Raw genomic sequence first — 25,987 nt, 5'->3', positions numbered from 1 at the left:
GGATGGACTCCCAGACCCAGGCCCCGGACCCCTACGCGATCCTGTACGGCTGGCTCGCCGGGTCGTACGTCCGGCCCGACGGCCAGCAGGTCATCGGGCGCGTCTGGGACGAGGACACCAAGTACCGCTACGGCCTCTACCTCGCCGGGATCGACGCCCCTCCCGGCTGGAAGCAGGCCTGGTTCACCTACATCGGCGACCGCGTCTGGCACTTCGAACCCCTGCACATCCAGGACTGGGCCTCGAGACTCACCGCCTTCGACGGCACCCCGCTCGCCGCCACCTCCCGCGGCCGCGCCGTCTCCGCCATCCGCTCGTACTATGCCCACTGCGAGAACGACCTCGGCGCCGCCCGCTGGAACCTGCCGCCCCGGCGTGCGCTCGCCGGGCCCACCCCGCCGGCACAGCGCGAGACCCTCACCCGCTTCCAGACCGACGCCCTGTGGACCGCCGCCGACCGCTACCGCGGCCCCTACCCCGAACGCGCCCGCCTCGCCGCGTACATGGCGCTCGCAGGCCTGCGCCCGGGCCAGTGCATCGCGGCCGTCCTGCAGTACCTCCAGCGCGACAACCAGGCCTCTCCCGCCTGGAGACTGCCGGTGAAGAACAACAGCTCCTCCGCCGTGGGCCCGCTCACCCCCATCCCCCGGCCGTTGGTGTGGGCGCTCGACGAGTATCTGCCCGTGCGCACCCATAAAGCGCCGCACTCCAGCGCGGGCGAAGGCCCGCTGCTACTCTCACGCACCGGGCGGGGCCTGGACCACGTCACCTTCACCCGACTGTTGCGCGATGTCGCCGCCACTCACCCCGACCTCGAAGAACTCGCACCCGGTCTGCACCCTGACATCGTCGCCCACTCTCCCTCCCCGTTTGCCGACGAGAGCGACACGGCCGGCTAGGCCCACGGATGACGCTCTACCGGGCCACCCTTCAGTTCGAGGGGAACGGCCAATCCTCCCGAGCCGTCATCCGGCCGATGCTGCCGCTGTCGGGGGACTCTCCCTGCAACGCGCTCGATCCGAGTAGCGTCATAGGCAGCAACCAGGAGGAGGTCACCGTGACGGCGCAGCGCCGAACTCCCCGGCGCCAGCCAGTCCAGTCCTCCCATGTGCAGCTCGCCGAGCTGCGTGAGGCCCTGTTGCTGTGACACGCGGAACGTACACGGAAATACGAGTGGGCGAAGGCGCGGCGCAACGCGAATCCGGTGCGTCTGCGCTCGATCCGTACGCGGGCCAGCTCGATGGTGGAGGTCCCTGAGCTGGCCCCGGCGGACGGGGATGTGAAGACGATGCCGCTGCCAGTGGGCAACTGTTGTTAGTCGGTGCTGCAACACGCCCACAGATGCGGCGATTCAGGCCTCTGTGCGGGCGACGCTAACGATCAGTGCCATGTCGTCGGCGTCTCGCCAATCGCCGATCACTCGCCACCCAGCAGCGCTCAGAAGCCGCTCAGCCTCGCGCCTGCCGTCCTCGGGGTCTCCGCCCTTGGCGGCGATCGTGGTGCGCTCGCTGAACGCAGCAGGCGTGTCATAGTCGGGCGACCATGCTCGCTCGTCCCCCGGGTGCTTGCCAGTCAGCTTGTCCTGCCATACCGACACATCCATGTGTGGCTGAGAGAGGTGACCGGTGCCGTAGGTCATCCAGGCACTGAAGTGTGGGCGGCTTGACCATTCGGCCTCACGCTCGTTCTCCAGGTCCCAACGCTTGAACAGCTCACCGAGCTGAGCGTAGATATGGCGGGCCTGCGCCTCGCCCAGGGTGAGTGTGCCGCCCCGGAGTCCGCCGTCTTCGGCGGGGGCAATCGGTGCGTAATACTCAATGCCTGCGCGGTACCGGGTGATGTCGCCGATGATCAGCTCATGGCGACCGTGCAACGACTGCTCCACTGGCAGCAGATGGTTGAGGTCGGCCTTGTAGTAGGGCAGAAGTTTGCGGACGTCGATGATGTCTCGTCCGGACATGAGATTCCCCTTTCCTTTTGAACCGGCGTCGTCGTAAACGACCGACAGGGCCTGCTCGCGGGTGAGCGGGAAGGTGTAGGAGAACACCCGGTCGCCCCCATGCAGCCAGGTCAGTGTGGTCCTGAGAATGTCGTAGTCGTGCTTGCTGAACCGGCTGGGCCAGTCGATGAGCATGGGCTCGCTCGTGCCGGGCTAGCCGGAGCGAATTCCTGGGTCAGCCACGGGCCTTACATGAGCTGTTCCGGTGAGGTCAGACGATGAGATCGCGCAGCAGGTGAGCCATTTCCACGACCACCCCGTTGTCGTCCCAGCCGCCGACCTCACCGGTGCCTTCCTGGAGCTGCACCTTCGACACCAGCTCGGACAGGCGGCCGTAGGGGTGCTTACGCAGGGCCTTGCTTGCCTCGTCGAAGAGCGCCGCCGCATGCTGGCGCACCGGGCCGGGTTCCAGCATCTGGCCGGCGGGTCCGTATTCGCCGGCCTGGTTCTCCGCCCCAATCACCTGCTGTACGGCTACGGTCTCCCAGCCACCGGGCACACACACCTGGTGCTGCATCTGGTAGATCGACCCGTTGATGATCGGGCGGCCGTCGGGCATCTCCTCCAGCAAGGTGCGCCGTTCGCCCAGCTTCACGGTCCGAGCCTTCGCGTTACGGGAAGTCGCCATAGGGTGTCCTTTCGAATTCAGGCATGAAAAAGCGGCCCACCTCTGTAACCGCGCTCAGCGCGACACGGGGGCGGTATCCGGATGCGTGGAACCTTGCCGTTCTCACCGAAACCGTCGCACATGCACTTGCCTCGGAACATGCGGCCCGCCACCACTGGCCGTCGGGCTCACCGAGGAATACGCTGTCGTATCCCCCGGCCATTCCGTGCGCTTCTGGGTGGTCGATCCGCTACCCCGAGCCTCAGTCCGCATCGAGAATTCCTTTCAGCAACACACCGTTGAGACGCTTGATTCGGTTCGTCATGACGTGGACCGTGCCGCACGGCTCGCAAAAGTGCTCGCACTCCCACTCAGGTTCGTACGGGACAGGGTCCGGGTTCTCGGTTCGCAGCGTGTGCGTGGCCCAGCCTCCGCATTCGACGCACTTGGCCGCTTCCAGCCCCAGCACCCGGCGCGTGGCGTGCAGGAGGGAGATCCGAATGAGCGGACCGCCGCTGGTTGCCTGGCAGATCAGGTAGCCGGTCGCGTAGCCGACATCGCCGTACCCCAGCGAGATGTGTTCGGCGCCCAGTACTTGGAAGACGGCTCCGACGAATCGGAACAGGCTGCCCGGTTCGATACCGCACGCGGACGTCCAGCAGTCGATGACGTAGTAGGCCACCGCAGCGTCCTGAATGGCCCACGGGCCGACGCGGTAGGTGCCCTCGATACCCGGGCCGGCCACCAGGTTGGAGAGGTCACCCACGAGGCGACCAGCATCGTTGAACACCTGCACCGTGTAAGGGAATCGACGGCACTCGCGAACTGCGGCTGCGTCCTCGGTGTCGAATTCCCACCACGGGTACGCGTCGGGCTCGTCCGGGTGCTGAATGCGGACGCGGATTTCAGGCAGCGACCTGTGCACTCTGGTTTTCCTTCCAGTGCGTGTACAGCTCTGCCGCCTTCTCCGGCACGAGGTACGGGAACAGGTCGGCCCACTCGCGGAGTTTGTGTGCGTCCCAGTCGTCGACCGGGCCGACGAGGGCCTCGGGGTTCTGCGCCAGCTCCTCGATCGTGTCCCGGCTACCGCGCGCGTTCCACAGCGGCTGGTGGCCGAGCCGGGCCAACTGCTCGTCGTCGTTGTGCGTGTCGCACAGCTGCGTCTTCTCGCCGGTTGCCTTGTGGACCACCTTCACGGCCGCGGGATTCGGGAACGGGCGGGGGCAGCCCATGCACCACAGCATTCCGCCCGGTCCGAAGGCGCCACGGTGGACCTCGACGGGGTCCGTGATGAACTCGAAGTCGTCCTGGATCGGGGTGACTTCGGCGAGCGGAACCGTACGGCCGTAACTCGGGTGGTGCTCCAGCTCGATATACGCGGAGTGCGGCTTGACCGGCGTGCCCCGGTAGCTGCCCCCGTTGGCCTTGCGGAACTGCGCGATCGGACCGTAGTGGAACTCGGTCTGCCCATCGACCTCCAGGACCACGCGCACCAGGTCACCGACACCGAAGGGCCGGCGGTGCTTCGTGACGGCTGCGCGCCAATGCTCCTCGCTCTCAGCCGAGTAGCCGTTTCCAGGTCCCCGGTCGTAGAAGGCGTCGCGCATGATTCCGGCGATGTTGTACGCGTGGGGGTTGCGTCCTTCCTTTTCGAGGGTCGCGATGATCACGTCGTGAACCGCGCGCTTGCTACCGTGTCCGCTCATGAATTTCCCTCCTCAATACTTATGGCCTCTGAGTGCCCGGTGTGGGAATCGAACCCGCCGAATACCGCATCGGGGAGGACGGCATCCGCTGCTCGTTGACCAGGCCCGGCTGTTACTCGTCGACCTGAAAGCCCCAGGCTTCGTCGATGAGGGAGCCGCCCTCGTCCTTGACGAACGTTTCGTATGCTTCCTGCAACGCACGCTCGTGGCCGTTGGCCAGGAATGAGGCGGACCACGACTGGTCATCCTGCCCATCCACCAGGGCGGTGATGGTCTCGTCCGGGACGTCGTCGGGAAATTCGTCCGACGACTCGATGTGGAGATTTCCGCCGTGGTCCCAGCGGCCCATCAAAAGAATCAAGGTCAGATCTCCCAACCCTCGAAAAGACCGTCGACTACGCCCAGGACCTGGAGATGCTTGGCGAGGTTCGATGCCTCATCGGCCACGCGCTCCAGTTCCTCGCGGAGACCGCGCGGGTTGTCGCCCTCGCGCTTGAGCTGCTTCCACGCTTGGAGCGCGTTGCGCAGCTCGGCCGCCTTGCCCTTCAGGATGGTGCGGTTCTCCTCGGAGATGACACGGTCACCGGAGCAGCCGCGCACGGTCATGTGCGGGTGGTCGGTCTGCATCCCGGGTTTGGCGTGCCAGGCGTCCGGCATCCGGCCGCCTTCGCGGGCCGCCTCGTCGATCGCACCGAAGTGCTTCAGGAACAGGATCTCGGTCGCCGACAGTCTCGGTCCCTTTGCCTTGGCGCCCCGAAGCGTGGCCAGCATGCCAACCAGAATGTGGTAGGCGGCGTTGGTGTTGTATCCCTCGGTGCTCACGGGCGTGGTCCCTCTCATGAGGTGGGCTTGACTGCACGGAACTTGATCTGCCTCTTGACCCGGGGCTGGTGGGAGTGCGGCATGTCCGCCGGCACGTCGACACCGCAGGTCTTGCAGGTGAACATGTGCTTCTCCCACGGCTGTTCGCAGTAGAAGCACGGGTCGTCGTCGTACTGCGGCGTGGGCAGCAGGACGATGCGCTGCGGGTTGCCCACCCCGTGCACGGTGGCGTAGTCGTGCGGGAACATCGCGGCGGCCTGGCGCACGTTGCCCTCGTCGATGAACTCCGGGTGCGTCAGCCCCCACTTGCGCAGCTCCCCGGCGATCTCGCGGGCCAGGGCGTGCGGCAGCTCGTAGCTGTCACGGACGTATCGCGTCAGCCCGGCCTCGCTGGGTGACTTCTCCCCGAGTTTCAGCCACTTCCCGCAGTTGCCGCACTGCTCGTCCTGAATGTAGCCGTGCTCACCGCCCGGCAGCTCGGTCAGCTCAGTGATGGGCTGCTGGCTGGTGATCACCTTCGGGAAGCTGTCCGAGTCGTACGAGCGTTCGTCGGAGAAGTCGACCCCGACCCGTTCGGCCGCCCTGCTGATGGCTGCCTCGTGGTCACTGCTGCGGGCGACCGTGATTCCGTTGGCCCGCATCCTGCCGACCGTGCACGAAGGGCACAGGTTGTCGACGCCGTACTGATATCCGACCACGCTCATGCTCCGTCCTCCTGGAAGCGGTGACGGCCGGCGAACAGGTTGAAGTGGGTGGGCAGGTCGATCCACGTGTCCCGATAGGTGCGGGTGACGTGCTCGCGGACCTCGGTGTCGAGCGGTACGACGACGGAGCGGGACCACCAGGTGGGCAGGATGCGGCTGTTCTCCACGAAGCGGACCTCGGCGGTGGGGATGTCCCGCGCGTGCATCTCCTGGGCTGCATCGCGCATCTCCTCGAACCGGAGCGACTGCACGCCGAAGAGCTTCTTGCCTTCCACGTAGAGGTAGAAGCGGCCGGTCGCGTGGGTGACGGTGTGCCCGACGCCGATTTCGTAGACCTCGGTCCCGTACCGGCCGTTGGTGTCCTCGTGGAAGCGGCTGATCCAGCTGAGCGGGGTCGGCATGGAGTAGTCGTGACCGACCTGCGGATCCCGCATCTGCCCGTACCCGCTGTCCAGGATGGTGACCGGCATGAACTTGTCGGTGAGCCCCATGCTCATCATGCACTCGGATGCAACGCACTTGACGACGACGGTTTCTCCGGGTGTCACGTAGTACTTCTCGGGCCGCTTGTAGTGGTGGGTCATCGTTCCTCCTCGGAAAACGGATTTCGGCTGACAGTCGGCAGCCCGGGACGCGGCGTTTCTGCTGCGTCCTGGACTACCGTTAGCCCAGACGTCGATTGCTGTGCGAATGCCGTCGATGTGCACCACGAATGCCAGACGAATTGTGCGCCCCTTGAACTCGCGGACCTTCACGCGGTATTGGGGCGTGCCTTTACACATGCGTGCTCGCATGTGTCGCACGCAGTACTCGGCCACCGGATCGGTTTCACGGGAATTCCGGGGCGGCTTGAGTTATATGTACCGGGTCGCTGTGTCGACCCATGAGGCCGGTTGGTCACCGGCCGGGGGTACCTATTGCTGGAGCATGAAGAACCACAGCAGGCCGACTCAGTCGTCGGGCACAACGGTGCCGTCCGGGTAGACCGTGTGCGGTCGGCCGGCGAACTCGCTCACCCAGACGCGGACTCGGCCGCGCCACTCGTAGGCCGGCTGCTCCTCCGGAAGCCAGCGTAGGAATGCCAGCGCCTCGGCCTTGAACTCGTGCGGCTGCCCACTCCATCCGGTCGCCCTGATCGAGAACGAGGACTTCCAGTCCTCCCACTCGCTGTCGGACCCGACCGGCCGCCGCTGCTGCTGCTGCATGTGGTAGCTGGCACGGCCGTCGCGGGCGTCGGCCTCACCCAGCGGCCAGCACACCATCCGCTCGAATCCCGAGCCGAAGGTGCCCTTCGGGTTGACGTAAGCGCAGCCCGTCTGCCAGCGGTTGCCGTGGTCGTCGACCAGGGCCGCCTCGCTGCGTGGCATGGACGGGCGCGTGCCGAGGATCAAGTAGCGCGTCGTGCTGGCGGGCGTGTGCCCGGATGCCGTGCGCTGATAGATCAGTTCCAAACCCTGGACCTTGATCGTGGTGCCTGTGTCGGCGCGGCTGATCGGTGTCTTTCCGTCCCACTCGTACGGAAGTCGGGCACGGGTCATGAACTCCCCCTAGAACTTGAGCAGGTCACGGAGAACCTTCGGACCGTTGCCGCCGTCGGAATCCCTCTTGGCCACTCGTCGGATCGTGTTCGCGTCCGTGGCGGTGCCGCCTCGGGCCCCGCCAGGTCGAGCCGTCGGGCGTACGCACGGTCACATGCCGCATCCGGTAATGGCCGTTGGGCGTGTACCTGATTCCCTCCTCGGTCACATAGCTGGTGACCTTGCCCAGCACGCCGCTGGACCAGGAGGCGAACCGTGAGCGGGCGGCGCCCGTGTAGCCGATGTAGCCGGTCCATACGTCGGCCGTCTTCATCTCTACTCCCGCTGCCAGGCGTCCGCGCAGGGGTAGCAGCGCCGGTCGTTGGTCTTCGGGTTCGAGGCATAGCCGGTGCCCACGCCGTCGCTCGGCCCGGAGGGTGGCCTGATTCCGGCGGGAATTGGTCATGCGGTGCGGATTCCTCCCTTTTCGATGACGGACGGCAGCACCTTTGTGGCGGTCGCGACCAAACCGCCACACGCCGCCAGAGCATCGGCGGAAGCGACGGGACGCGAGGCTAGAGAGTCATGGTGAGCAGCCCTTCGCGGGGTGGGATGAGAAGCCCACGAACAGCCGCCCGACAGGGGGTCCCCCGCAGCCGACACGCGCATGACGTGTCACCGGGCCCTCCGGATCAACTCCGTTGATCCCCAAGCGCCGAACAGACCCGCAGGCACCCTGCGCGCCCGAGCCCTGCTCGGCGCGCCCTCTGCACCCCCTATCTCGTGGCATTCTGACTCATCGGCGACCGTCATTCAATAGGCATCTAGATAGGATGCCTTCGAAGACTAGTCGATCCAATCAGACTGGACGGCGACAGGAGAGGCGAAGCGAGAAGTGATGAAGACCTGGAGAACGAGGAAGGCTGCGCCCGCGGCCGCAGCACTCGCTGTGGCCGCGGGCGTTCTGCCCGCCGGATGCTCCGGCGGCGACGGCAGCACAACCCAGGCGACGCAGTCGTCGTCTGCGCCGGGCCCAGCCACGAGCACTGCCAAGGTCACCGACAAGGCCCTCGGCAAGGCGCTGGACAAGCTCGCCTTCCAGGGCGCCGGGAGTCCCAGCAAGGCCGGCGGGCCCTGCCTGGCCAGCGCAGTGCGGAAGGCAGGAATCCCGGAGGAGGCGCTGGCCTACATCGTCAAGACCGACGGCGACGACACGGGCGCAGTCATCAACGGACTGAACAAGGTGAGCAAGGACGACGCTGCGCTCCTGGCTTCGCGGTCGCTGCGCGAGGCTTTCGACGCGTGCGTCGACAAGGCCGTGCCGCCGAGCGGCAACAGCAGCCCTAAGGCTCAGAGTTACAAGGAGCCAACGGTGGTGTCGAAGCCCGTGGCGGGCAAGCTGAATCTGAAGCCGGTCTATCCGGTCCGCGAGGATCAGCCGGTCAACTCGTCCATCGAGCTCATCAAGGGTCTGGTCTCGATGTTCTCCTCCTATGCCCGGGACGAGGGCCAGAAGGAGGCCTACGCGGCGGCCGGCCCGTGCATGTCGACTCTGGTCTACGGCGCGGGCTTCAGTCAGGAGGCGCTGCACTTCTTCGCCGGCGGCGCACGCCTTGGCGCTGGGTCCATCGTCGAGCATCTACCCAGCGACAAGGACAAGGCGATCTGGCAGTCGCCGAGGTTCGCCCAGGGGCTCGTCGACTGCGCGGCGACTGCGACGCCGACTCTCACGCCCCGCTCCTAGTGGGGGCCCCATCAGATAGAAGAAGGTCCCGGCGCGACACATCGCGCCGGGACCTTTTCTCTTCCCACCAACTCGTGATGGCGGGTGTGGTCCGCAGCAGGTGACCCCGCCCAAGAGGAAAGGATCGAGCTGGGCCACCTGCTGCGGGGATGCGCCGCCAGGGGGGAACTGGCTGGGCACGGCTGCGACTCTACTGGCATTCGAGAAGAAAGGCAAAGAGGGAAGATGACTTATGCAGTAACGTTGATATGGTCTCCTCATAGATCAGTCGAATAGGTCAAGGAGAAGCCGCGCATGACCGTCACGCAGGAATCGGACAAGACGACGCAGCCCGTGCGCGGCACGAAGAAGATGCCGCCGGGTGCGACGCAGAGCAGCAGTAGTGGTCGCCGGGGCATGTTCGTCCGGCTGGATCCGGACGACAAGCAGCGCGCGGCGTACTGGGCTGACAAGCGCGGGTTCTCCTCGGTGAACGAGTACGTGGCCGAGGCGGTGGCCGAGAAGATCCGGCGTGAGAACCTCGACTACGACCTGCCGACCTTGGAGATCGCGCGACTCAACGAACTTGTCGACCAGGTCGCGGCACTGGCGAAGAACTCGGCGAACCTCGAACGCGTCGTCACCACAGGCTTCGACTCCCTCATCGGACTCACCCGCGGCGACAACTACCTCCTGGATGACGAGGACGGTGAGCTCTGATGAGCCGGGACTTCACAGAGATGCTGGAAGCGGCCACACCCACCGACGAGGTGATGGACGTGGACACGTCCTTCCTCGACGCTTACCGGCGCGGCGGGAGCGAGGAATTGAAGCGCGTCCAGGCCCAGGCTGCGCAGCCCGAGCCGAGGGTGCAGTTCGATGAGGCCGGCGACGTCGACTCTCAACTCGAGATTGAAGATCCGCTGTCTGATTCCGGCCTGGACGCCGAAGCAGATCGCCCGAACCAGGAGCCGGACCACGAGCTCGACGCCGGAGACTCCGAGCGGGCCGGCGGATCCAGTCAGCGTGGTGGTGACGGCAGTGGACAGGGAGGAACTGCCGGGGTGCTCCCGAGCGGCGCCCCGGCGGGCCCTGCGGCTGATGCTGTTCCGGCTCCCGGGGCACCGCCGGATGTCGAGGACGCTGTCGCGGCGGAAGTCACTTCTCACGACGTCGTCGCCAAACCGGATGAACCCGGGCACGTAACGCCCGGCTCGCTCCAGCTCACCGACCATCAGGACGCAGTGCAGAGTCCGGTCTCGAAGGCGGGCACGGGCAGCACCACCGACACAGCCGCCACGCTCCCCCAGTCGGGCTTCCGGCTCGCCGGCGTGCAGAGCCAGCCGCATATCAAGGCGCTGCCCGGAAGCATCGTGAACGCGCTGCGGGAGCAGATGCGAGCAGCCGCAGTCCGTGAGCTGGGCGTGACCGACAGCGCTGCTCGGGAGTTCAGCCAGCGCCTGAGCCAGGGCACGCTGGTGACGGCGTTCCTGCTGGCGCAGCTCGACCTGCACCTTGATGCCGATCCTGCCACCCAGCGCGCCGTCGAGCTGTTCCGCTCCCGCGACCCGCTGCTGGGCAGCGTGGTGGCACGCCTGACGAACATCGAGGCCGCTGAACGCGAGCGGGACGGGCTGCTGCGCAAGCTGCGCGACGAGTTGGGCGAGGTGCGCCAGACCAGCGCGGTGGTCGAGCAGGCGCTGGCGTACTCCATCGCCGACCGGACGGAGAACTTCCTGCGGGGCTCGCACAACCTCCATGACGCGCCGATCACACACAAGGAGGCGATCTACTTTCGGGACAAGGCCCGGGAGGCGACCAGGAAGCAGCTGAAGCTTGAACGCGAGCGAGACGGACGGCCGATGCGGTGACCACGGCGAGCAAGGAACAGCTCTTCTCCGCTCGGCAGCGCTGTAAGACGTGCGGCAGGGGTCTGGGCCTCCGCGCCCAGGACCCGGTGCACCTCGGCCTGTTACATGTCTATCCACCACCCAAATCCCTTTGACACTCCTTTCCGTCCTAATTCGACTCTGTTTTCGAGTAGGCTCGAACTCGGTTCCGAGTCAACGCGAGAAGGAGTCGACATGGTTGCGATCGTGGTCGCAGAGAAGCCGAGCGCAGCGAGGAACATGGCCAGCGCCCTCGGCGGGGCGAAGGGCAACTACAAGGGCACGGCCTACGAGGTGGCGAGCCTGAGGGGTCATCTCTACGAGTTCGCCCAGCCGCACGCGATGGTGGACTCCTCGCTCGCGGATGCCTATCAGAAGTGGGACCTGGGCAACCTACCGTGGGATCCGGAGCACCTGACGTGGAAGCGCGAACCACAGAAGAACGTCGCAGACGTCATCAAGGCTCTGCGTGCGGCACTCGGCCGCGGTGCCGAGATCGTCATCGCCACGGACCTGGATCCGTCCGGCGAGGGTGACCTGCTCTTCTGGGAGGCGATCGACGAACTCGGCTTCCACGGCAAGAAGTTCAGCCGCATGGAGTTCACCGATGAGTCGAAGGCGTCGATCCAGAAGGCCTTCGAGCAGCGCCGGCCGGTGAAGTCCATGCAGGACGAGGGCGATTACCGCAAGGCGATGTACCGCTCGCAGTGGGACTTCCTCTCGATGCAGTTCACTCGTATCGCCACGGCAATGGGCCGCCAGTCCGGTCAGGACCTCGTGCTGCGCCAGGGCCGGCTGAAGTCGGCGATGGTCTCCCTCGTCGGCGACCAGCAGAAGGCTCATGACGCGTACGTCAAGAAGCCGTTCTTCCAGAACCGCTTCCGCGACGAGAACGACGTCATGTACACCAACCCGGACGAGCCGCGGTTCGACCAGAAGGGCCAGGTGCCGCGGCAGTACGGCCCCTCCGCTGTCGTCCTGGACGGCAAGTCGGGCAAGAAGACCGCGCCGCCGAAGCTGCTCGACCTCGCCTCCTTGTCCTCGATGCTCGTGGACAAGGGTGTGAAGGCGAACCTGACGCTCTCGACCTACCAGAAGATGTACGAGGACCAGGTCGTCTCGTACCCGCGCACCGAAGACAAGACGATCACGCCTGAGCAGTTCAAGGACCTTGCCCCTCTGGTCGACAAGATCGCCGCCGTGGTCGGCGTCGACGCTGGCCTTCTGACGCATCGCCAACCCCGGTCCACACACGTGCAGCCCCAGGGCGCGCATGGTGCGAACCGTCCGGGCCTGAAGGTGCCCTCCTCGTTGGACGAGGTCGAGCACAGGTACGGCAAGGCCGGGCGGCTCATCTACGAGATGCTCGCGAAGAACTACTTGGCCATGCTCGCCGAGGACTACCTCTACGAGCAGCAGAAGGGCCACGTGGAGAAGTACCCAGGCTTCGTCGGCATCGCCAATGTGCCCAAGCGCCCCGGCTGGCGGGCCGTGTTCGATCCGGACGCCGGCGACGACACGGCCGAGGGTGACGAGAACGAGTCCGGCAAGGGCCTGGGCCGGACTGCGGAGCCGTTCATCTTCGAGGGCGCGAACAAGCGCCCCGAGCACCCGACGATGAAGTGGCTGATGAAGCAGCTGGAGAAGCGCGACGTGGGCACGGGCGCGACCCGCACCTCGACGTATTCGGAGGTCACCAATGGCAAGGCGAAGTACCCGCTGCTGACGGAGAAGGGCCGAAAGCTCAGGCTCGCGCAGGCCGGCGAGATGAGCTGGCGGCTCCTGCCAGGCACGCGTATCGGCGACCTCGGGCTCACCGAGAAGGTCTACACCGACATGCGCGATATCGCCGCCGGGACGGCGACGGCCGAGGAGCGCCTGGCCGTCGTCGCTGACTGGGTGCGCGAGGACATCGTCACGATGAAGAAGAACGCTGCGTCCATGCGCGCCCAGCTGGGCCTGAAGGAGCAGGTGGTCGCTGCGCGTGCCGAGGGTGTGTGGCAGGCCGCTCCGGGCGGGCCGAAAAAGGTCGCGTTCAAGAAGGTCTGGTCGGGCCACGAGTTCAACGATGACGAGGTGGCGAAGCTGCTCGCGGGCGAGACGATCTCGTTCGAGGCGAGGTCGAAGAGGGACAAGCCGTTCACGGCCACCGGTGCGCTCGGCGTTGGCGACTTCAGGGGCCGCAAGTTCGTCGGGTTCCAGTTGGAGGTGGCCGACAAGCCGACGGAGTGGTCCGGTCGGACGTTCACGCCGGCGGAGGTCACGGCGCTTCTGGCGGGCCAGGCGCTGGAGATCGATGGCTTTGTCAGCGCGAGGTCCGGCAAGACCTTCGGCTGCAAGGTCAGCTGGGACGCGAAGGCGAAGAAGATCGTCCCCGATTTCGGCTCTGGCGACGAGCCACCGCGGTCCTGGTGCCAGGTGACTTTCACCGATGCGCAAAGGCGTGACTTGGCGGCCGGCAAGACGATCCAGGGTAAGGGCTTCATCTCGGCTCAAGGTAAGACGTTCGATGCCGCCGTCTCCTGGAAGAAAGAGCGCGGCAAGAAGAAGATCGTGCCGTCGTTCAGCTCGCGCCCGAACGAGCACTGACGAGCTGCAGCGGGTCCCGGACCTCGGGGCCCACTGCAGCTTGTTCACGCTGGCGTCGAGAGGCTGCAACTCGTTGGTGCAGCTGGGCGACTTCGGGGCGATCTGGCGCGGAATGCGCAGCGAGATCCAATCCGGGCTCTGGAGGCATTGAACGAGCAGTTCGCCGTGCTGGGCGTGCGCTTGCACTTCATGTTGGGCAACCACGAGGACTACGACGTAATCGGCACGCTGTCGCGCAACGGGTCCGGGTCTGCTGGTTGGGACTGTTTCTGGCGCTCCTCCCCCGCTCCAGTCTCGTGAGCGCCGACCAGCACTCCGTCGGCTGGCTGGCAGGGGCCGCGAGTGTCGACCTGTGCGTACGGATGCCGGGCCTGACGTGTTGGGGGAGGCTGAGCTGCTCACGGACGAGCAAGCGGCGGGTCTTCCAGACGCCGGGGCAAGCCCTGATGTGGTGCTCGCCCACCAGGCGCTGGCGGTCCCGAGGTTGATGGCTCGGCAACAGCCACGGCTGGCACGCCGACGATCTGGCGTACGCGCGCGAGGCGCAGCAGGTACACACCGCACGGGTGCTCTCGGTGCTCGATCCGACCAAGGAACCGCTGTGCCTCGGCGGGCACTACCACTTCCGGCACTCGGAGAAGTCAGTGCCCGGTGGGATGCCGGTCCGTCAGGAGATCCTCGACCGGGACGGCTCAGCTGATGCGCTGGCCGTGCTCGACCTGGGCGACGACGTTCCGCCCTTCGAGGCAGTAGCGATGGGCCGAGCGCCTCTACTTCCGCGGCGCGACTGCCCTGTCAGACATCATTCAAGAACCTTTCTCCATCGATTCAGATACCCTATCTGAGATAGGATGTCATTCGCAGACCTCATACATGAAAGCTTTTCAATAGGTCGAGCAATGACCATTGTGACAGTGGGGGAGATGAGAGATTCATGGCGAAACTGTCCTATAAGGTGCCGAGTTCGCTGAACAGGAGCTTCCTCGACCACGAGATCACGCTGAGCAAGGGAGGTTGGGCGGCCAAGCCCTCCCCGATCAAGCAGCTGCTCTTCTTCGGCGGCGGCATCCTCGTCCTGCTGTGGTTCAGCACGTCGACGTTCGTCGCGAGCTCGGGCCCAGTCTCCATCACGTTCTTCGTCCTCTGGGGACTATCGGCGATCGCCTACTTCGGCGGGCTGATGAAGACGAAGGAGCTGCGCATCATGCGGGTGCCGGCCCTTCTTGCGTATCTGCCCCGGAAGGCCCGTCACGTTTTTACGCGCCGCAGCTCGAACCCCACGGACTTTTACTCAATCGTCGGCATCGACGGTATCGACGAGGACGGGCTGATCCGCTTCTCCGACGGCGGTGAAGGCCAGGTCTACCTAGTCGTCGGCTCGGCTAGTTACCTGCTCTTCGACGAGGACCGGGTCGGGATCCTCGACCGGGTCGACTCCTTCTGGCGCAAGGTCGAGACGACCTGCGAGCACAGCTTCATCACGACGAAGGAGCCGCAGCGGATCTACCACCAGGTGGCGAACCTGGAACGGCGCAACCGGGCCCTGCAGGTCCGTGATCCCGATCTGATCGAGCTGCAGAACGAGCAGTACGACATTCTCACGCAGCACGTGGGCGGGAAGTTCACCTCTATCCACCAGTACCTGCTGCTCAAGGGCAAGAACGCCGACGCACTGCGCAAGGGGCACCAGGTCCTCCAGGCCGAGGTCGGCGGCTCGACTCTGATGATCAAGGAAGCCACGATGCTCGACCGCGAGGAGGCCCTGCCGATGCTCCGGGTCTTCTACCAGGGCATCGACGACGAACTGCTCGATTTCAAGGCGTCGCTGAACTGACCAGCGCCAGGCCGATCACTACGACGAGGAACGAACGAAGGACACCATGGCGCTGATGACGAAAGTCCGGGCACAGCTGGGCATTCCGGGAAAGAAGCCTGCCGAGACGAATGAGACCGCGGAGCTTGTGGTCGATGATCTGCGCGCGGATGCTGCTGCTCAGGCCGAGGACGTGCAGGACGCTGCGCTGGCGGACGGTGCAGCCGATGAGGCCGCCGAGCCGGAGAAGAACTGGTGGCAGCGCCGTCGGGAGGTGAAGCACCTTCAGGGCACATTCGACGCCTATCCTCATCTGCTCGCGCTGAAGCCGAAGGAGAAGTACCTCTTCCGCTCCGACTACTTCGAGGTCGACGGCTCGGTTGCCTGCATCCTGGCGTACTTCCACGACGACGCCGCGCACGACAACTTCGCCGCCTTCTGGGGCATCGACCGGATCCCGGACGGCCTGGACGAGCGGGTCACCGCCGTCGTGCTTGAGCAGATTAAGCGGATGGATGAGAAGTGGATCGACTCGTACACCAAGCAGTCGGAGAAGCTGGACCGGCTGGATGCGAACGAGCAGGAGGAGACAGGCACGACCTCCTCCAAGCGCAAGGCCGCGAAGATCTCCGGTGATCTCGGGATCACGATCGGCGAGATCCAGGACGGTGCGAGCTACCTCTCGGTGCACAACCGGCTCTTCCTCAAGGCCCCCGATCTGGCGACCCTGGACGACACAATCGACCGGATCACCCGTCTGTACATCGACCGATTCGGCACGCTGAAGGCTGCGCCCTACGCCGGCGAGCAGCGTCAGGAGCTCGCGGGCCTGTGGAAGAACAACGAGAAAAAGAAGGGCAAGGGCTTCCACTTCACCTCGACCGAGCTGGCCGGCTCGTACTCGCTGGTGACCAATGGCCTCAACGACCGAGGCGGCGAGTACGTCGGCTACATGGTCGGCGACGTCAACAACAGCGCCGTGCTCATGGACGTCAACGCCTACGACCACCACGCGGTCGTCGCCGACGCCACACTCAGCGAGTACTTGGACCGCCAGCGGGTGGCCAACATGTGGTGCTCGAAAATCTCGCAGGCGGCGCTGCTGAACAACGGCCGGGTCGTCCACCTCATCCTCGACGGAGCGAACCTCGACAAACTCGGCCCGAAGTTCGAGCGCCTCACCTCGCGCGTGGACCTGAATCAGGGTGACGTGAACATGTTCGAGATGTTCGGCGAGGAGGAGGACGAGCTGACAGTCTTCTCCGCCCAGATGGAAAAGCTCAAGCTGATGTTCGAGCAGCTCTACGAGACCAGCGACGGAGCGATCGGCTCGATCATCCGCAGTGCCCTCGAAGACACCGCGACCGACTTCTACATCGAGCAGGGCATGTGGCGGCACAACGCCAAGGAGCAGCGTCACCGCCTGCGCGTGGTGAACATCCCGCACACCCAGGTGCCGCGTCTTCAGATGTTTGTTTCCTACGTGGCAACTGCGCACAAGGCACTGCTGAACTCCAGCAAGACCGACCCGGACCAGCTGCGCGCTTATAACGTGCTCAGGGGCATCGCCAACGCGATGCTGAGCACCAACGGCGACCTGTTCAACAACCACACGGCCTCGGCCGTGGACGGGGTCCGGGACTCCCGGCGCGTGGTCTACGACTTCTCGCGACTCATGCGCCGCGGCAAGGGCGTGGCGATGGCGCAGTTGGTGAACGTCATTGGCTTCGCCGTCGGCAAGCTGGGCCTCGGCGACACGGTCATCATCCACGGGACTGAGCACATCAACGACCGAGTGAAGAAGTACATCAAGGACCAGCTCGACCATATGCACGAGCGCGGCGGCCGGGTGGTCTACAGCTACAACGACCTCGACAGGATGCTGGCCGACAGCGACTTCAACAAGTTCGACGCCGCGGACTACACGCTCTTCGGCCCGATGCGCGACGGCACGGTGGCTGAGTACCAGAAGCAGCTGCACCAGCGGATTCCTCCGGATCTTGCCCAGCTCATCACGACCAAGGGCGAGAACCTCACGTACCTGCGCCGGGGCGTCTCCAACGTGGTCTTCCACCTGGATTTGGCACTGGGGATCAACCCCTACCGCGAGGCCCAGCGCAGGCAGGTCCACCTGGAGGCGGCCAGAGCCGAAGAGGCGGCGCGAATGAACGCGATCATGCACGACAAGCCGGCACCGGGCGCGAGCCTCACCAGCATCCGGAAGCACAGCGAGGGCGGCAACGGCGAGGCTAACGCGGGCCCGAGCGACGGGGGCAAGCGCCCCGACGGCAAGAAGGGCCTGCAGCAGCCCGAGGACGGCGCAGGACAGCCAGCGAGGAAGCCCAAGTCGAACAAGCTGGTCAAGGCATGAGCGAGTTCAGCACTAATACGGAGGCAAGGAGTAGGGGAGAGACGATGAACGGGACGATCACGGCGGTGGCGCGGCTGCGTGCCTGGGCCGGCCACGGGGGCGTGCGAGCCCGCCAGGGCAGGCTCGCACGCGGGCTCGCCCTCGTGCTCCTCGCCGTGCTGTTCGTGCCGGTCCTCATGATGGCGACCTCTTCGCCGGCGTCTGCGGACGACCAGAAGGAGCGCGACAACTACAGCCTCTACCAGCTGGCTTCGAATGCGAGCTCGTACTTCAGCGAGAAGAACTCGCCGTCGAACGACGAGGGCATGCACGAGAACTGGAAGCCGGTCACGAGCAGTCCTGCTTCGGGCGGTTCCATGCTCGGCTATGCCGACTCGGATTTCAGTCTGGGCAACATCGTGGGCTGGTTCTTCGCCGAGGTCTCGGGGTCCTCGCAGACCGTCACGTACGAGACCCTGGCAGCGAAAGACGACAAGGGCAACGCGAAATACTCGGGCATGCTCGACTACGCGCACTTCGGGGCGGCCAACAACGACCTTGGCCTGGACACGATGTCCTCGGGCATCGGCGGCCAGATCGTGAGCGTGATCGGAGGCTCCATCATCTGGAACCTCTACGCCCTGGCGCTGGCGGTCGGCACGCTGTTCTACGTCATCCTCCAGTTCCTGAAGCTCATCAACCCCTTCATGTGGTTTTACAGCGCGGTCGCGGCGGTCAATCCGGCCTTCGCCGACGGGATGACGGGAGGTGACACCGGAGGTGGCGCGCTCTCGGGTCTGCAGCACTGGATCAGTGGCTGGTACGGCCTGCTTGTCGATATCTCATGGCAGGCGCTCGTGCCGATCTTCGTCGGCTTCTTGCTCATCGGTCTGGTCATGTTCAAGAAGATGGACCGGGGTTCCGCGATCAAGAAACTCATCGTGCGCGTCGTCTTCATCGGCGTCGGCCTGCCGCTCATTGGTTCGATGTACACCAGCGTGCTCGACAAGTTCGACGACTCGGTTCTCGGCCAGCATGCCGGTCCGACGCGCGTCGTGCTGAGCACCTACGTCGACTTCGAGGCGTGGATGATGAACGACCGCCTCGGAATCCCGGACCAGGCCATGGTTTCTTGGAACGGCGACCAGGCGAGCTCTGACGCGATGATGTCGGTGCGCACGAGCGCGCTGGCGATCAACAAGCAGTCCCACGGAGCGACTTACAACGGCATCAGCATCGGCACGAAGACAAACGACGCCGAGTCGGCCTGGAAGGACGGCACAGTCTCCGTAGGCACCGGAGCGTCGGATGACTTCAAGGCGGTGTTCTCGACCTTCGGGATCATCGGCAAGTACATCGCCGGCAACGAGATCGCGGCCTCCGACTTCGAGTCGGGGATCAAGAGCTCGATCACGCAGCTGGACGAGAGCGCGGATGTCAAGAAGAGCTGGTTCGTCGACAAGGACAGCTACGGCGACGTGGAGGATTTCGGTGAGGAGGAGGGACCGAAACCGGTGGATCACCCGGTGATCTCGACCGACGGCACGGGCCTGACCTCCTCTCGTCCCGGCAAGGACTCGACGGACTTCACGACGACCGGGACGAAGAGCAACTGCGGCTTCACGGTGGGCAAGACGCCCTCCTCGTGCAACCTGTCTCCCCTGGCGGCGTACAACTACCTCAACACCGGGTTCAGCCCCAGTTCGCTGAACATGTACAGCTCGAACAACGCCACGTCCGGCTTCACCCGCGAGAATCACATGGCCGTCAGCCAGGTAGGCACGGGGCCGGCGAAGTTCATGTACTGGTCCAACGCAGCCACGGTCCTGGGTTCTATCGTCCTGCTCGGCTTCTGGTACGCCATCGGCATGCTGGCCGGCGCAATCAAGAGGACCTTCGGCCTCGTGGCAGCCGTGCCGTTCGCAACGCTGGGCGCGATGGCCGCGATCTCCAAGGTAATCGTCTACTCCATGGCGCTGATCCTGGAGGTCCTCATCACGCTGTTCTTGTACCAGTTCGTGGGGGAGTTCCTGATCTCGGTCCCCGACATCATTTCCGGACCCGTGTCGAGCTTCATGAGCCCGGGCGGCCTGTGGGGCAGCGCCGCCCTCGGCGGAATCATCGTGGTGATCCTGACGCTCATCTCGTCGCTGATGATCATGGGCATCACCTTCGCCCTGCTACGGGTCCGCAAGACGGTGCTGCAGGCGATGGACGAGGTGGTCACCAAGCTCGTGGACAAGTTCCTGGAGACCAACACCGCGCCAAAGCCGGACAAGGGTGGGCTGATGCCCGCTCTGGCTGCAGGTGCAGGGTCCGGCGCGGGTATGGCCATGGGCAACAAGCTCGCCAACGGGTTCAACAGCAAGACCAGCAGCCCGGCGGCTCCGAGCACGAGCAAGCCCGAGGGCAAGACAGCATCGACGAACGCCGGCGGCACGAACGGCAACGCCCCGACGCTCACCGCGAGCAAGCAGGCGCTTGCTCTGGAGGGCGGCGGAGAGGGCGGTCCAGGCGATCCGAACAGCCCGGCGCTCGACGGTGGTCCTGGTAGCGGAGGCTCCGGTGGCGGTGACAACGCCAGGGCCCTGCCGGGCAGCAGCGGTCCTGCTGGTGCTCTGGGCGCGGCTGGCCGGGGCGACGGTCCCGACGACAAGGGTGGTCCGCTCCAGCTGACCAGTGGCGGAGCAGGCAGCTCGCACTCGGACAAGCAGACGGCACAGAATCTCAATAACCAGGGCGGCCTGTCGAATCTCGGGTACGCCTTGGGCGGCGACAAGGTTATCCCCGGTGAGGTCCTGGCCTCGACCACGGAGCCGCCGAGCTCTCGCGGTGGCGCTCATGGGCAGAGCAGCGCCGGCGGCACTGGTTCTGTTACGACCAGCGGAGGCCGTAACCCCGTCGCCGGTCAGACGGGCCCGACGCAGTTCGGCACGGGTACCCAGGGTGCGCAGAGCGAGCAGGGCAACAACCAGCAGGCTGCATCGCAACACTTCAGCGGAGGAACTACTTCTGGTCCTGGTCCTGTGCCTGTCCCTGCTTCGGGGCAGCCGGCCGCGCCGAGCACCCGTCCGACGCGCTCCGCACTGGACACCCCGGCTCCGAGGCAACTGGGAGCCGGAACATCGGCGCCTCGTCCCGCGGCCGCTCCGGTCTCGAGTCAGACCCCGGCTGCCCTTGGTACGCGGACTCCGGCTCGGACGCAGGCAGCGCGTCAGCCGGATTCGATCCAGGCGTCGACGCCGATGGCTCACCAGACGCCTGCCCCGCAGGCTCAGACTCCACAGACGTCGACTCCTGCACCGACTCCTGCACCGACTCCTTCGCCGCGGCAGGCTCCGGTTCTGCGCCCTCGTCCCCGTCCGCGCCGGGTTGCCGATCCGGCCCCTCAGAGCGTGGAGACTTCGGAGCCGCAGCAGCGGCCGGCCGGTGGTCTTCGCCGGGGTCGGCGCGAGGAACCGCAGGACTGACCGGGCGAGCGTGGAGGGTTGACGCACTCAGTGAGGACGACCACTGCGGTTGTCCTCACTGAGTGCGTCGTCTTTTGCGTGACAGGAAGAGAAGGGGAAGAGTATGAGGCTCGGATCGAGGCTTCGCGGCGAGTTCCCGCGCGGCTGGTGGCGCTCGGTGCGATGGTGGATCATCGGGACTCGTGACCTCGCATTGAACACTGCGGCGGCCGTGGCCACTGTGGTCTTCGTCGGCGAGATGGTGCGCGCTGTGCGGCATAGCGAGGAGCCGCGGACTCTGGCGCGCCTGTCCGGCACGTTCGAAGGGTACGTGGCCAGCCTCTTGGTCAACAGCGCTGGCTTGGCCGTTCTGGTCACCACGGCGATCGAGGACGGTCTGCCTATGGTGCTGATGGCGTTCCTGGCCGCGTGGTATCTGATCACCATCGCCATCAGTGCACGGTGTTTGGGGTGGCGGCGCGGTCGAGGGTCCGGCAGTCGGCGGGGTGGGCTGAGTTGCATTTCGTCGAGCAGCACGCGCCAAAGTACGGCCGGCCACCGGAGACGATTGAGGAGTGCCGGGCGCAGCAGCTCCAGGATTAGGTCTTAGAGATAAGACAGAACCCCGTGGACGTGATGTCCACAGGGTTCTGTGCGGCCCGGGTGGTGCGGCAATCAGCCCTGCTGGTTGCAGTCCTTGGCCATCAAGGCCTTCGCCTGGTCGCTGTCGGCGGGAATGAGCTGGACCTGGTTGATCGAGTAGGCGAAGGTGTACCCGACCGTGATCATGCTGTTCGACATCGAGATCAAGCCGGATCCCGGGTCAGTACCTGTCTGGTCGGAGCCGTTGACGTCGTCCCAGAGCACGCTGGTCCGGCTGTCGTTGATCGTGCCGGTCGAGAGGACCTGGTACTGACCCTTGTCGGTCTTGCCGTCCTTGACGATCGAGCCGTGCTTGATGTCGCCGAGGGCCTTCGTGGTCAACTGGCACTGCTGGTCGCCAGCGGTAACGTTGATGTACGTGATCTTGTGGTCGTTGATCGCGGCGATGCCGCCGCGTGCCCCGTCGGTGATGGAGATGTAGGCACCGTCGAAGCTGGAGGCCTGACTGCTGCTGGGGCCCTGCGAGGAGGCAGCATCACTGCTGCCGCTGCAGGCGGTCAGCATGAGAGCACCCGCGGCCAGGACCGCGGCGGACACGGCGATCCTGGTCCGCGTCGCATGTGCGGCCCTGGTGGAGTTCATGGCGTCTCCTTCGATCGTTCTGGAAAGTCGGTTTGGGTCAGCTCTGGGCTGGTGGCATTGGCTGAATCGTAGGCGTCTGACGCGGCGACAGCAGGATGAGGATTGCAGCAGCCAGCATCACGGCCGACAGCAGTGCCAGGAGCACCACGCCCACCCCCGGCAGTCGAAGCTGGCCCCCTTTTAGGGGCACCAGACCGACTTCCGAGCTTTCTTCTCGTACATCAGCACTTGCGAAGACATTCATAAGTGCACCATTAGTATTGCAGTTTGATGTACCAGATGTACCACCTAGCAATAGACAGGTAGTCAAAGTCACCTGTGGATAGGCGACTTTGACTGGCCAGAACTCAAAGGGTCAGGCGTCTTCTCGCAGGTTGTCGAGTCGATGTTCAGTCAGCGCCAGTGCGACTTCGGACTGGTTGAGTGCGTGCTCGCCGTCCTGGATGCGCCACTGAAGACGCTGCACGAGCGGGGCGTCTGCTTCCTGGAGCGCCAGATCACCGAGCTCGCCCAGCTCCGCGTACGCGCCCTGCAGCTGCTCCTCGTGGTGCGCCGACCGGACCCTGAGGCGGGCGACCCGCTCTTTCCACCAGCCCACCCGCGACTCGCGGTCGAGCTTGGTCTTCCCCTCAAGCCAGGCACGGAGCTCGGCCTGGTCGACGTCCCTAGGGAGCCCGGTGGCCAGGGGCCCCTCGGGTTCCGGCATTTCGATGGGAATGTGCGACAGCAGCACCGCGGGGGTCGTGTCGAGCGCGTGGGCAATCGCGACGAGGTCGTCGACGGTCACAGGACGAGCGCATCGCTCCATCTCAGCGAGTGCGCCGACAGAGATCGGGTGATCAAGCATCCGGAGCACATAGGCCAGCTCGTCGACGGTCAACTCGCGCAGCTGGCGGTAGTGGGTGATGGCGTCGGACACAGCAAGGGACGTGGGAAGGGGCGACGGCATGCATCGATGATAGGCGCGCCGGCGCGGTCTCCAGGTGGGTTGTCACATAGCTCTCGAGGCCCGTCACACAGACCCGTGTCGGGCCCCGAGAGAGGTACCATCCACGCTCTTTCGGGCTGACGGTGGGCGCCAGAAGAGGCGTAGCTCGGCACGGCGGAGGTTCTGCGCCAAGCGCGGTTTCACCCGACTGGGACACTGTCAGTGGCGACATCTACCGTTAGAGCATGACCAGTTGGGCGAACTCCCCTGACCAGGGTTGGGTGTTGAAGGCCACCATGTGGGCAGCGCCGGCCGCCGCTCCTCAATGGAAGGAGCAGCTGAACCGGCTCCGCCCGATCGCATCGTACGACGACACCACGAAGACGTGGCAGGCTCATCTTGGCGCCCTCGATCTAGAAGGGCTAAACGTGCTGCAGGCCCTCTTCGACGCCGCCAGCGCCCATGGCACTCAGGTGCGTCTGGAACCTGGACCCGTTCCAGAACGCTGGGACGGCCCCGTCTTCACGAGGGGACCGGACGTAGCCGTTCTGTTGGAGGCACGGGCCGACCAGGGGCGCCCGCTCGGTCAGTTACCTCTCGGCTGAGGAGGGAACCAGCCCCGCGGCAAAACCTCATCCGAGACTCTGACGAGGAACTCCGGTCCCCTCTCGCACGGCGAGGATGGTCCTGTCGGGCCGACAGCAGCGGATCCTGCTGATGCGACGGGACGGCAGCCCTGCTGCGCCGTGCGTTCGAGGAGTGTGGGTTTGTCCGCGTTGCGGCTGCCTGCCGGTCGTGTGTGCCCGGCGGGTCTGCCCCGCAGCGGCGGCTGGCGAACTCGGTGTCCGACAAGGCGCCTCGGCCTACGGCCTTGGCGCCGCCTCACCGACTGCTGGATAAGGACCCTAGTGTCCCGTGCCGGAGCGGGCCACGCGTTTCGACCGCAGAAGCTGTAGGGCTTGCGGGGCCCCACTAGCCACCTGCCGGTGGCGAACTTCTCGTGCCGTGCTGTCGTTTGCCCTGGTCCGTCGGCGGGACAGTGTCCGCCGTTTGCCGCCGTATCTGGCCTCAGGCGGCGAGTACGTCGCGGAGTTCACGAACGGCGGCCTCCCGGTGGTGCTGGGAAGGGATGGCGCGGTACAGATCGAGGGCGCGGCGGTGGACGAGGCCGGTGCGGTATGCGTCGGGAAGGCTGGCCACTACGGCGGTCGTCCGCCTGCACGCTTCTTCGGTGTCGCCGTCGTGGCGGGTGCAGGCGGCCGCGTCGACGAGGAGCAGGGAGCGGGTCATGGTGGAGGTCGGCGCGGACAGTTCCAGCGCGCGGGCCTGGCTCTCGCGGGCCCGGGCGGTGTCGCCAAGCGCGGTGAGCGCGTGGGAGAGGTGCACGTGGTGTTTCTGCTCTCCGTGGGTGAACCAGGTGTCGGCCCGGGCGCCGGCGTCGAGCCGCTCCATGTAGGCGTCGGCGGCTTTGAGGGCGTCGCGGGCCTGTTCGTCCTGGTGACTGAGGGCGTAGGCGCGGGCGGCGACGGCGGCCGTAAGGGTGGCCGCGGCGGTCGGCCGGTCGCCGGCGGCCCGCTGTGCTCGCTCGACCAGGAGCGACGCGGCCTGGGGGGCACCGTAGTTGAGCGGGACCATGGCCTCGCGTCCCCAGATCCAGGCGAGCAGTTGCATGTCACCGGATTCCCGGGCCGCCTTTGCGGCGGTGGTGAACCACTCTCGGGAGGCCTTTCGGGCGCCGAGATCGTGCAGGACGATCGCCGCCATCCCAGCCATCTGCCCGGCCGTGCGGCACGCCCGGATGCGGGTGGCGACCGGCTGAGGGGTGCTCAGCAGGGGCTTGAGTTCGGCGAAGTCGGTGACGAGGTCGGCCAGGACCTGGCGGGGCGGCTGTCCGTGGTAGCCGTAGCCATAGGTTTCGGCGGCCGCCTCCAGGTCGGTGAGGTCGGCGGGTTCGGTGTCGGCGGCGAGTGCCAGGTCGAGGGACTGGCGGGTGTCGGCCAGGGCGGTGAGGGCGGTCCCGGTGAGACCGGCTGCGAGCGTGCCGCGCAGCATCTGGCGGCGGTTCATGGGGGCGTCTCCGTCATCGTCGGACTCCAGACGAGGCTGGGGGGTGCTGTTCTCCCAGGGTCGCGCAGCGAGCCCGAGTTGGGCACCCGGAATCCGAAGTGCGTCCGCAACCCGGATGATTGTGTCCAGTGCCGTCACGGTTCCTTGGCCTTGCGCGATCCGGGAGATGCGGTCGGACTTAATGCCGCTGGCTTCGCTGATCCGGTAGTAGCTGACTCCGTGGCGATGGGCCATCGCGAAGAGGGTGGTGAAGTCCCGCTCGCGGGCGGCTGTGAGGAAGGCCGGGTCGTGCAGCAGGCGGGGCGGTACCTGGGCCGGCGACGGCGGTAAGTCATGCACCACGAGTTCCCCTCAGCGCGTGCAGGATGACGGGCGTCAGCGCCGACGATACCCCCACGACGGGGTCCCCATGGTGGGTCTTACGGGTCTTGGCCGGGGCCGGTTTGCTGGTGGGTGTCCGCAGCCGTGCCGGGGTTCCCGGCCGCTGAACTCCGGTCCCTAGGAGGGGTCATGTCCAAGTCCGCAGCCGCAGCCGCGGCCGCCACCACGACGTCGTCGGAAGAGTGCCCGGTCGAGGTC

General features: G+C 65.9%; 24 protein-coding genes. 10 read left to right on the top strand and 14 right to left on the bottom strand.

All coding sequences use genetic code 11. From position 1 onward, the window contains the following. The first annotated feature begins 2 nt into the window (after window positions 1-2). A complete protein-coding gene (locus AB0D34_RS08235) occupies window positions 3-899 on the top strand; it encodes a hypothetical protein (protein WP_362658320.1) in 897 nt (298 codons plus the stop codon). Window positions 900-907: 8 nt separating this feature from the next. Further along, complete coding sequence (locus AB0D34_RS08230) at window positions 908-1,147, top strand: hypothetical protein (RefSeq protein ID WP_362658317.1); 240 nt, start codon at window positions 908-910, stop codon at window positions 1,145-1,147. Window positions 1,148-1,351: 204 nt separating this feature from the next. On the opposite strand, the gene AB0D34_RS08225 is transcribed toward AB0D34_RS08230, so the two are convergent. The 10 genes from AB0D34_RS08225 to AB0D34_RS08180 form a co-directional block, all read right to left on the bottom strand. Then, entirely contained in the window at window positions 1,352-2,134 is a 783-nt protein-coding gene (locus AB0D34_RS08225; RefSeq protein WP_362658314.1) for a hypothetical protein, read from the bottom strand. Window positions 2,135-2,210: 76 nt separating this feature from the next. Further along, a complete protein-coding gene (locus tag AB0D34_RS08220) occupies window positions 2,211-2,627 on the bottom strand; it encodes a hypothetical protein (protein ID WP_362658311.1) in 417 nt (138 codons plus the stop codon). Window positions 2,628-2,868: 241 nt separating this feature from the next. Further along, window positions 2,869-3,531, bottom strand: a complete 663-nt coding sequence (locus AB0D34_RS08215; protein ID WP_362658308.1) for a hypothetical protein — start codon at window positions 3,529-3,531, stop codon at window positions 2,869-2,871. After that, a complete protein-coding gene (locus tag AB0D34_RS08210; protein ID WP_362658306.1) occupies window positions 3,512-4,312 on the bottom strand; it encodes a hypothetical protein in 801 nt (266 codons plus the stop codon). The genes AB0D34_RS08215 and AB0D34_RS08210 overlap by 20 nt, the downstream gene beginning before the upstream one ends. Window positions 4,313-4,424: 112 nt before the next feature. Beyond that, a complete protein-coding gene (locus AB0D34_RS08205; RefSeq protein ID WP_362658303.1) occupies window positions 4,425-4,673 on the bottom strand; it encodes a hypothetical protein in 249 nt (82 codons plus the stop codon). Between the two features lie 2 nt (window positions 4,674-4,675). Then, window positions 4,676-5,134 (bottom strand): hypothetical protein, encoded by a 459-nt coding sequence (locus AB0D34_RS08200; protein WP_362658301.1) that lies wholly within the window; start codon window positions 5,132-5,134, stop codon window positions 4,676-4,678. 14 nt (window positions 5,135-5,148) lie between these two features. Beyond that, a complete protein-coding gene (locus tag AB0D34_RS08195) occupies window positions 5,149-5,838 on the bottom strand; it encodes a hypothetical protein (protein WP_362658298.1) in 690 nt (229 codons plus the stop codon). Continuing rightward, the gene (locus tag AB0D34_RS08190) at window positions 5,835-6,422 is read right to left on the bottom strand and encodes a hypothetical protein (RefSeq protein ID WP_362658295.1); all 588 of its coding nucleotides are present in this window, start codon (window positions 6,420-6,422) and stop codon (window positions 5,835-5,837) included. The genes AB0D34_RS08195 and AB0D34_RS08190 overlap by 4 nt, the downstream gene beginning before the upstream one ends. A gap of 366 nt (window positions 6,423-6,788) precedes the next feature. Beyond that, complete coding sequence (locus AB0D34_RS08185; protein WP_362658292.1) at window positions 6,789-7,376, bottom strand: hypothetical protein; 588 nt, start codon at window positions 7,374-7,376, stop codon at window positions 6,789-6,791. A gap of 25 nt (window positions 7,377-7,401) precedes the next feature. Then, window positions 7,402-7,689, bottom strand: a complete 288-nt coding sequence (locus tag AB0D34_RS08180; protein WP_362658289.1) for a hypothetical protein — start codon at window positions 7,687-7,689, stop codon at window positions 7,402-7,404. A gap of 564 nt (window positions 7,690-8,253) precedes the next feature. On the opposite strand from AB0D34_RS08180, the gene AB0D34_RS08175 reads away from it, so the two are divergent. The 7 genes from AB0D34_RS08175 to AB0D34_RS08145 all read left to right on the top strand — a co-directional run bounded on the left by AB0D34_RS08175 (window position 8,254) and on the right by AB0D34_RS08145 (window position 21,189). Further along, entirely contained in the window at window positions 8,254-9,099 is an 846-nt protein-coding gene (locus tag AB0D34_RS08175) for a hypothetical protein (protein ID WP_362658286.1), read from the top strand. A gap of 294 nt (window positions 9,100-9,393) precedes the next feature. Beyond that, window positions 9,394-9,798, top strand: coding sequence for a hypothetical protein (locus AB0D34_RS08170; protein WP_362658284.1), 405 nt, complete (start codon window positions 9,394-9,396; stop codon window positions 9,796-9,798). After that, window positions 9,798-10,949: a hypothetical protein gene (locus tag AB0D34_RS08165; protein ID WP_362658281.1), complete on the top strand. Its 1,152-nt coding sequence runs from the start codon at window positions 9,798-9,800 to the stop codon at window positions 10,947-10,949. Before AB0D34_RS08170 ends, AB0D34_RS08165 begins: the two co-directional genes overlap by 1 nt. Before the next feature lie 213 nt (window positions 10,950-11,162). After that, on the top strand, window positions 11,163-13,556 hold the full coding sequence (locus AB0D34_RS08160; RefSeq protein WP_362658278.1) for a DNA topoisomerase: 2,394 nt from the start codon (window positions 11,163-11,165) through the stop codon (window positions 13,554-13,556). A gap of 934 nt (window positions 13,557-14,490) precedes the next feature. Continuing rightward, window positions 14,491-15,390, top strand: a complete 900-nt coding sequence (locus AB0D34_RS08155) for a hypothetical protein (RefSeq protein WP_356592404.1) — start codon at window positions 14,491-14,493, stop codon at window positions 15,388-15,390. Between the two features lie 55 nt (window positions 15,391-15,445). Further along, window positions 15,446-17,740: a hypothetical protein gene (locus tag AB0D34_RS08150; RefSeq protein ID WP_362658275.1), complete on the top strand. Its 2,295-nt coding sequence runs from the start codon at window positions 15,446-15,448 to the stop codon at window positions 17,738-17,740. A 44-nt stretch (window positions 17,741-17,784) separates the two neighbouring features. After that, window positions 17,785-21,189: a hypothetical protein gene (locus AB0D34_RS08145; protein WP_362658272.1), complete on the top strand. Its 3,405-nt coding sequence runs from the start codon at window positions 17,785-17,787 to the stop codon at window positions 21,187-21,189. A 654-nt stretch (window positions 21,190-21,843) separates the two neighbouring features. Here AB0D34_RS08145 and AB0D34_RS08140 read toward each other — a convergent pair. The 3 genes from AB0D34_RS08140 to AB0D34_RS08130 all read right to left on the bottom strand — a co-directional run bounded on the left by AB0D34_RS08140 (window position 21,844) and on the right by AB0D34_RS08130 (window position 23,332). Continuing rightward, the gene (locus AB0D34_RS08140) at window positions 21,844-22,413 is read right to left on the bottom strand and encodes a hypothetical protein (protein ID WP_362658269.1); all 570 of its coding nucleotides are present in this window, start codon (window positions 22,411-22,413) and stop codon (window positions 21,844-21,846) included. 37 nt (window positions 22,414-22,450) lie between these two features. Continuing rightward, window positions 22,451-22,657 (bottom strand): hypothetical protein, encoded by a 207-nt coding sequence (locus AB0D34_RS08135; RefSeq protein WP_362658267.1) that lies wholly within the window; start codon window positions 22,655-22,657, stop codon window positions 22,451-22,453. Window positions 22,658-22,768: 111 nt separating this feature from the next. After that, window positions 22,769-23,332, bottom strand: a complete 564-nt coding sequence (locus AB0D34_RS08130) for a DNA-binding protein (protein ID WP_356592416.1) — start codon at window positions 23,330-23,332, stop codon at window positions 22,769-22,771. A 254-nt stretch (window positions 23,333-23,586) separates the two neighbouring features. On the opposite strand from AB0D34_RS08130, the gene AB0D34_RS08125 reads away from it, so the two are divergent. After that, window positions 23,587-23,946: a hypothetical protein gene (locus AB0D34_RS08125; protein ID WP_362658264.1), complete on the top strand. Its 360-nt coding sequence runs from the start codon at window positions 23,587-23,589 to the stop codon at window positions 23,944-23,946. A 463-nt stretch (window positions 23,947-24,409) separates the two neighbouring features. Here the strand turns inward: AB0D34_RS08125 and AB0D34_RS08120 are convergent, their stop codons facing one another. After that, window positions 24,410-25,750, bottom strand: a complete 1,341-nt coding sequence (locus tag AB0D34_RS08120; protein ID WP_362658262.1) for a hypothetical protein — start codon at window positions 25,748-25,750, stop codon at window positions 24,410-24,412. Window positions 25,751-25,987 lie beyond the last annotated feature (237 nt).

Origin of the sequence: Streptomyces sp. NPDC048420 (assembly GCF_040651535.1) — a bacterium.
In the GTDB taxonomy this organism is placed as follows: domain Bacteria; phylum Actinomycetota; class Actinomycetes; order Streptomycetales; family Streptomycetaceae; genus Streptomyces.
The sequence above is the reverse complement of the archived record's forward strand: the minus strand, read 5'-3'. Positions and strand labels throughout refer to the sequence as shown.